This is a genomic window from Pseudomonas sp. 58 R 12, from assembly GCF_900005865.1.
GTDB lineage: Bacteria > Pseudomonadota > Gammaproteobacteria > Pseudomonadales > Pseudomonadaceae > Aquipseudomonas > Aquipseudomonas tritici.
This window is the reverse complement of record NZ_CVTP01000008.1, coordinates 493148-499912: the sequence shown is the minus strand read 5'-3', so window position 1 is coordinate 499912 and position 6765 is coordinate 493148. Positions and strand designations below refer to the sequence as shown.

6 protein-coding genes are annotated in these 6765 nt (G+C 64.2%); all 6 read right to left on the bottom strand.

From position 1 onward, the window contains the following. Positions 1-1283: BatD family protein (locus BFP95_RS05830; protein ID WP_065909534.1), on the bottom strand; the 1283-nt coding region annotated here is incomplete at its 3' end. Next, positions 1280-3019, bottom strand: coding sequence for a tetratricopeptide repeat protein (locus BFP95_RS05825; RefSeq protein WP_065890875.1), 1740 nt, complete (start codon positions 3017-3019; stop codon positions 1280-1282). The genes BFP95_RS05825 and BFP95_RS05830, both read right to left, overlap by 4 nt. After that, positions 3016-4104 carry a vWA domain-containing protein gene (locus BFP95_RS05820; RefSeq protein WP_065872840.1) on the bottom strand — a complete coding sequence of 363 codons (1089 nt, stop codon included), beginning with the start codon at positions 4102-4104 and terminating at the stop codon, positions 3016-3018. Before BFP95_RS05820 ends, BFP95_RS05825 begins: the two co-directional genes overlap by 4 nt. After that, positions 4097-4591, bottom strand: a complete 495-nt coding sequence (locus BFP95_RS05815) for a DUF4381 domain-containing protein (protein WP_028616472.1) — start codon at positions 4589-4591, stop codon at positions 4097-4099. Before BFP95_RS05815 ends, BFP95_RS05820 begins: the two co-directional genes overlap by 8 nt. Further along, positions 4588-5520, bottom strand: a complete 933-nt coding sequence (locus BFP95_RS05810; RefSeq protein WP_065880657.1) for a DUF58 domain-containing protein — start codon at positions 5518-5520, stop codon at positions 4588-4590. Before BFP95_RS05810 ends, BFP95_RS05815 begins: the two co-directional genes overlap by 4 nt. 5 nt (positions 5521-5525) lie before the next feature. Further along, on the bottom strand, positions 5526-6485 hold the full coding sequence (locus BFP95_RS05805; RefSeq protein ID WP_003174327.1) for an AAA family ATPase: 960 nt from the start codon (positions 6483-6485) through the stop codon (positions 5526-5528). Positions 6486-6765 lie beyond the last annotated feature (280 nt).

Genomic DNA, 6765 nt, shown 5'->3' with positions numbered 1-6765 from the left:
CCAAAACCGAGCAAGGTGGTGCACGCGAGGAGCAGGGTGCTGAGTTGCCACAGCCATAGGTGGTTGTCGTCGGGGGCGGTGATGACGGTAGGTGTGGCGGGCGCGTCAACCACCAGGCTCGGGTTGATCGCCACTTGCAGGGTGCGGGCCGGCAGGCTGGTGCGCTCAAGGTGATCTTCGTGGGTGTTCCACCACACCACTTCAACGGCGGGCAGTTCCAGTGCACCTGCGCGGGTGGGCACCAGGGCTTCGCGGTCTTCGCGGCTGCCGATCAGGCCGCGGTCGCTGGTCTGGTTGCCGAGCACCGGTTGGTCCGGGTAGCGGCGCAGGCCGTTGATCTCGGTGCTGGGCAGCGCCGGCAGTTGCGCGCTGGACAGGCCTTCGGCCTTGACCGTGAGGCTGCGGGTCAGGGAGTCGCCGACCTGCACATGCTCAGGCTCCGGGTTCCAGCTTTCGCTCAGGATCAGGCTGCGCGCCGGTAGCCAGGGCGTATCGGCGGGGTACAGCGCCGGCTTGGGCTTGACCACCAGCGGCAGCTCCGCCGAGCTGACGTGGATCAGCTTGCCGGGCTTGGTACCTTGCAGCGTGTTCTCCTGCGGCGGGCGCGACTCCACCAGCGTCGCGCTGAACGTCTGCGCCGGAATCGCCAATGTGCCGCTGTGCTGCGGGTAAATCGCGTAGCGGGTTTCGATCACGCCGTGGCGAATGCTGTTGATCACCTTCTCGTAGGTGCGTGACTCGCCCAATTGCTCGACGCGTGCGTCGGCAATCTGCAACGGCGTGAGGCTGCTGTCGTCATACAGCGACACCGAGTGGTACACGCGCACGGTCAACAGCGCCTGGGCCTGGACGTAGACACTGGTCTGGTCAAGATTGGCCTCGACAAACACCGGCGCCAGTTCGGCGGCTGTGTTCTGGCTGGCGGTTTCTACCACTTGCAGGCTGATCGGCTGGGTCTTGTACTCGCCTACTTGCAGGGGCGGGATGAGCACCGTGCCGTTTTCCTTGGGCAGCAGCGTGATGATCCAGCGTGTGGTGGCGTGGTTATCGCCGCCCAGCGTGGTGAGTTGGTTGATCTGCCGCGTACCGCTCACTTCGAACTGCGCATCCAGCGGCGACAGGTCGGGTTTGCCGAACTGCGTTACATCGCTGGACTCTACCGTGAGCTCCACCGTTTCCCCGGAATTGAGGCGGCTGCGGTCGACGCTGGCGGTCAGGCTCGCCGCCTGGGCGTGGCCTGCCGAGAGTGCGAGCAGGAACAGTAGGGTGGTGCGGCGGCTCATCGAGTCTTGTCCTGATGTTGTTGCTGTTCGTACCAGAATTTGCGGCGCAGCAGTTCGCCGGGGTTGTCCGGGATCTCCCGCAGCCATTGCTCCAGGGCCTGGCGACGTTCACCGTCGAGGCTGGCGTCGGCAGGAAGCAGCGGCGGGGTGGTGGTTTGTTCGTCGCCCAGTTCGCTGCCCGGTACTTCATTGCCTGGGGCGCGCGGCGTATTACCGGCCTGGGTGTCGCCGGTGCCGGCTTCCCCCTGGCCTTGGGATGACTGCTCGCCACCCGTGGTGCTTTGCCCACTCGCGCCCGGTTGCGCAGTTTGGCCGGGTTGGGTGGTTTCGTCATCCTCGTTATCGGCTGGCTTATCGGGTTCGGGCGGCTCTTTTTCCTGCATCAGGGTTTCCACCAGCGCTTTGTTTTTCAGGGCCGGTTGCAAGTCGGGTTGTGCTTCAAGGGCCTGTTCGTAGGCGTCGATGGCGGCCTCCAGCTCACCGGACTTGGCCAGGGCGTTACCCCGATTGTAGTGGGCGTAGGCGTCATTGCCCTCGGCGAAACGCTTGATGGCCTCGGCATAGTTGCCGGCTTCGTAGAGCGCTACGCCCTGCCACTGCGGGTCTTCGAAGTGTTCGGCGGCTTCGGCGGGGCGTTTCTTCTTCAGCAGGTATTGGCCTTGTTGGTCGGGACGCAGCCACAGGTCCTGCAAACCGAAGGCATAGCTGGGTTGCGGCGCGCTCAACAGCAGCAGGGGCAGGCAGAACAACCAGCCACGCCGACCGGCGCAGGCAGCGAGCAGCAACAGCGGCAGGAGCAGCCAGTAACCCTGGTCTGCCCAGGTGTCGAGGTGCAGCAGTTGACCGTCGTTGCGCAAGGTGTGTGGCGGGTCCAGTACACCGAGTTGGCGCAGGTCCTTGTCGTCCAGGCGGGCGGCGCGGTAGCGACCGCCCATTTCGCTGGCGAAGGCCTTGAGCGTCGGGCTGTCCAGGCGTGGCACCAGGATCGCGCCTTGTTCGTCCTTGAGAAACTCGCCACTTTCCTGAGTCACCGGGGTGCCTTCCCGGCTGCCGATACCGAGGATCGACAGGGTCGGCGCCTGGCTACTTTGCAGCAGCAGCCGAATGCCCTGGCGTTCCTGTTTGGACAGCGAAGAGCCAATCAGCACCAGACGACCCTGGCCGAGGCCGCCTTGTTTGAGCAGGCCCAGGGCTTTCTCGACTGCCAGGTCGGCGCGGTGTCCGGGCTCCGGCATGATTGACGGGCGCAGGGCTTCGAGCAGGTTGCGGCTGGTGCCCAGGTCGTCTGACAGCGGCACCAGGGTGTGGGCGCTGCCGGCGTAAACGACGATGGCCGTCTGCGCATCGGTGCGTGCCTGCAATAGGTCATACAGCTTGCGCCGCGCCTGTTCCAGGCGGTTGGGCGGGCTGTCGGTGGCAAGCATTTCCGGGGTCAGCTCCAGCAGCACCACCAAAGGATCGGAGGGTTTCTGGCTGGACTGCTCAACCCTTTGCCAACTGGGCCCAAGCAGCGCGAGCACGGCCAAGAGCCAGGCAATGCCGAGCACCACCCATGGCGATTTGCTTTCGCGCCCGTTGCCACCACTGAGCAACACGGCGTGGAAGGCCGGCGGCAGGATCATCTGCCAACGCCCGGCGCGCTTTTGCCGATGCCACAGGTGCCAGAGCAACCAGCCGAGCAATGGCAGGAGCAACAGCGACCAAGGGCGGAACCAGTGCGGCCACAGGTCGATCATCGACGCCTCCGCAATCGCAGGCGTTTGAGGCGCTGGCGCCATTCCGGGTGCTGTTGCAGGAAAATCCCCTTGCTCGACAATTTGGTGAACCACCGATGCAAGGCGTTGTTCGGCCAGCGTTCCTGGATCACCAGCAACATGCTCAGCACCAACGCCAAGGCCAGCGGCGCGCTGTACAGGGCCAGGGCCGGGCGCGCCTGGGTGGGTTGCTGTTCAACGGGTTCGAGCTTGTCGAGCGTTGCCTTGATCGCTTGCAGCTCTTCGCCATCACGGGCGCGGAAGTACTGGCCGCCCGTAGCCTCGGCGATGGCCTTGAGTGCCGGTTCGTCGAGGTCCAGGCTCGGGTTGACGCCGAGGATACCCAAGGAACCGGTTTGTTCCGGGTCTGCGCCGATGCCGATCGGGTAGATCTTCACACCTTCTTCAGCAGCGAGGCGCGCGGCGGTCAGTGGGTCGATCTGCCCGGCGTTGTTGGCGCCGTCGGTGACCAGGATCAGTACACGGCTCTGCGCCGGGCGCTGACGCAGGCGTTTCAAGGCCAGGCCAATGGCATCGCCAATTGCGGTGTTCTTGCCGGCAATGCCGATGCGCGCTTCATCCAGCCAGGTGCGCACGGTGCGGCGGTCAAAGGTCAGCGGTGCTTGCAGGTAGGCCTGGCTGCCGAACAGGATCAGGCCGACGCGGTCACCTTCACGGCCTTCAAGAAAGTCGCCGAGCAAGTGTTTGACCAGGCTCAAGCGGCTGACGTCCTCGTCTTGCCAGTTCATATCGGGGAAGTCCATGGAGCCGGACACGTCCACCGCCACCAGAAGGTCGCGGCCACTGGCGGCAATCGGCAGCGGCTCGCCAAGCCATTCCGGGCGGGCAGCGGCGGTTAACAACAGCAGCCACAGCACCACAAAGGGCGCTTGCTGGCGCCAGCCGGGCAGGTTGACGCGGGCGCGGCGGCGAGCCAGGCCCTCAAGGTCGCTGAGGTAGCTGACTTTTAACGCCGGCTCGCCGCTGTCGGCTGCCGGCAACACAAGCCGCATCAGCCAGGGCAAGGGCAGCAGGGCGAAGATCCACGGCCAGGCGAACTCAAACATGTTTGCGAATCCAGGTGTCGACGGCTTGGGTCAGGCCGGCGATGGCCTTGTCGTCGAGTTTGCATTCGGGTTTGTAGGCGCCTTCTACCAACACCATCCAGCGTGTGAGGCCCGCGGCGGGGCAGCGGTTGTCGAGGAACGCCAGCCATTTTCGGCCGTTGAGGGTATGGCTCTGGCTGTAGGGATAGTCGTTGCGGCACAGGCGTTTGAGCAGGCCGTTGAGTTGCTGCAACCACGCGCCGGCCGGGGCCCCGTCGTAAGGTTTGGGCATCAGCGCCAGTTCCGCGAGGGCGGCGATGCGCAATGGGTCCAGCGGTTGCTCGGCGCGGGCGATGGGGCGACGGGTTGGCAGAAAGCGTCGCAGTGACCAAAGCCCCCAGCCGAGCAGTGGAATCACCAGCAGCAACAACCACCAGCCCGGCGCAGGCGGCCAAAAGCCGATGGCTGGCGGGGCGATCAGCGGTTGCAGTTGGTCAAGGCTGCTCATTGTTTTTTAACCGGACGTTGCGGGTTGAGGTACTCGCGCAGTTGCTCGACCATTTCGCTCTGGGTGCTCAAGGGCATCAATAAGATGCGCAGCTTCTGGGCGAGCAGCTCCCAGCGGGCGATGCGTGCTTCGGCTTGGGCCTTGTAGGCCTGGCGCAAATCGACGTTCAGCGTATCCAGTTCCAGCTGGGCACCGCGTTCGGCGAAACGCAGCAGCCCGGCGGCGGGCAGAGCGTGGTCCAGCGGATCGGAGATGGGCAACAGCAGCAGGTCGCAGTGCCGCGACAACAGGCTCAATTGCTGCTCGGCACCTTCGGTGAGCGCGCGTTCATCGCAGATCACAATCACCAGGCTGCCGGGGCGCAGCACTTCGCGGCCACGGCGCAGGGCCATGCCCAGGGCATCAGCCTCGGGGCGGCTTTCGGTGTTCAGGCTCTGGTTGACGCGCACCAACCGGTTGAGCAGTTGCAGCAGACTTTGTTTGCTGCGGCGCGGCTTGATTTCGTAGTGCTCGCTATCGCCGAACACCAGCCCACCCACGCGGTCGTTATGCCCCAGCGCCGCCCAGCCGATCAGGCTGGCCGCCTGGGCCGCCAGCACCGATTTGAACATTTGCCCTGAGCCGAAAAACAGCCGGCAGCTTTGCTCGACCATGATGAAGATCGGCCGCTCGCGTTCTTCGTGGAACAGCTTGGTGTGCGGTTCCTGGGTGCGCGCGGTCACGCGCCAGTCGATGGTGCGCACATCGTCGCCGGCCTGGTACACGCGCACCTGGTCGAAGTCGACACCGCGCCCCCGCAGCTTGGAGTGGTGCAGGCCGATCAGCGGGCTGCGCTGGCTCGGCGTGGAAAACAGCTGCACTTCGCGCACACGGTGGCGCATCTCGATCAATTCGCTGAGCGTGACGCGGATTCCATCGCTGGCGTTCATGGGTTTCAAGCGACGGCAACGACGTCAAGAATGCGTTGCACCACGCGGTCCTGGTCAATGCCGGCGGCTTCGGCCTCGAACGACAGAATGATGCGATGGCGCAGCACGTCGAACAGCACCGCCTGGATATCTTCCGGGCTGACGAAGTCGCGACCGGCCAGCCAGGCATGGGCGCGGGCGCAGCGGTCGAGGGCGATGGAGCCGCGTGGGCTGGCGCCATAGGCGATCCACTCGGCCATCTCCGGGTCGAACTTGGCTGGAGTGCGCGTGGCCATCACCAGTTGCACCAGGTATTCCTCCACTGCATCGGCCATGTACAAACCGAGGATTTCCTTGCGCGCGGCGAAGATCGCCTGTTGGCTGACGCGGCGCTCAGGCTTGGTTTCGCCGTTCAGCGCTTCGCCACGCGCTTGTTGCAGGATGCGTCGTTCGACTGCGGCGTCGGGGAAGCCGATCTTGACGTGCATCAGGAAGCGGTCGAGCTGGGCTTCGGGCAGCGGGTAGGTGCCTTCCTGCTCAATGGGGTTTTGCGTGGCCATCACCAGGAACAGCGGCGACAGGTCATAGGTGCTGCGTCCGACGCTGACCTGGCGCTCGGCCATGGCTTCCAGCAACGCCGATTGCACCTTGGCCGGTGCGCGGTTGATTTCGTCGGCCAGCACCAGGTTGTGGAAGATCGGCCCCTGTTGAAACACGAAGCTGCCGGTTTCCGGGCGATAGATCTCAGTGCCGGTGATGTCGGCGGGCAACAGGTCGGGGGTGAACTGGATACGATGGAACTGCGCTTCGATACCTTCGGCCAGCTCTTTGATGGCCTTGGTCTTGGCCAAGCCCGGCGCGCCTTCTACCAGCATATGGCCGTCAGCGAGCAAGGCGATCAGCAGGCGATCGATGAGTTTTTCCTGGCCGAGAATCTGCGTAGAAAGAAAGGTTCGCAGCGCAAGCAGCGCTTCACGATGTTCCATCGATGACGGTTCCTGGAGAGATGAGCCTGAGTGCCGTGAAAAAAGCGTCGGGCTTGGGGGGCTTACTTTAATGCATAGCAGGGGGTGGCGACTAACGGCGTGACGGGTATTTTTCGGAAAACTTGTAGGAATTTTGTGTGTGGCGCACCAATTCTGTTGAGCACACCGTTCATGTGGGAGCTGGCTTGCCTGCGATGCAGGCGACTCGGTGTGTCAGCCAGACCGGGTTGATGCCATCGCACCATTGGTATCTACCTATCAGGAGCGAGCCCTCTGCGTA

Coding starts and splice junctions, on each gene's coding strand:
- BFP95_RS05825 (WP_065890875.1), bottom strand. CDS start 3,019: ATGATCGACCTGTGGCCGCACTGGTTCCGCCCTTGGTCGCTGTTGCTC.
- BFP95_RS05820 (WP_065872840.1), bottom strand. CDS start 4,104: ATGTTTGAGTTCGCCTGGCCGTGGATCTTCGCCCTGCTGCCCTTGCCC.
- BFP95_RS05815 (WP_028616472.1), bottom strand. CDS start 4,591: ATGAGCAGCCTTGACCAACTGCAACCGCTGATCGCCCCGCCAGCCATC.
- BFP95_RS05810 (WP_065880657.1), bottom strand. CDS start 5,520: ATGAACGCCAGCGATGGAATCCGCGTCACGCTCAGCGAATTGATCGAG.
- BFP95_RS05805 (WP_003174327.1), bottom strand. CDS start 6,485: ATGGAACATCGTGAAGCGCTGCTTGCGCTGCGAACCTTTCTTTCTACG.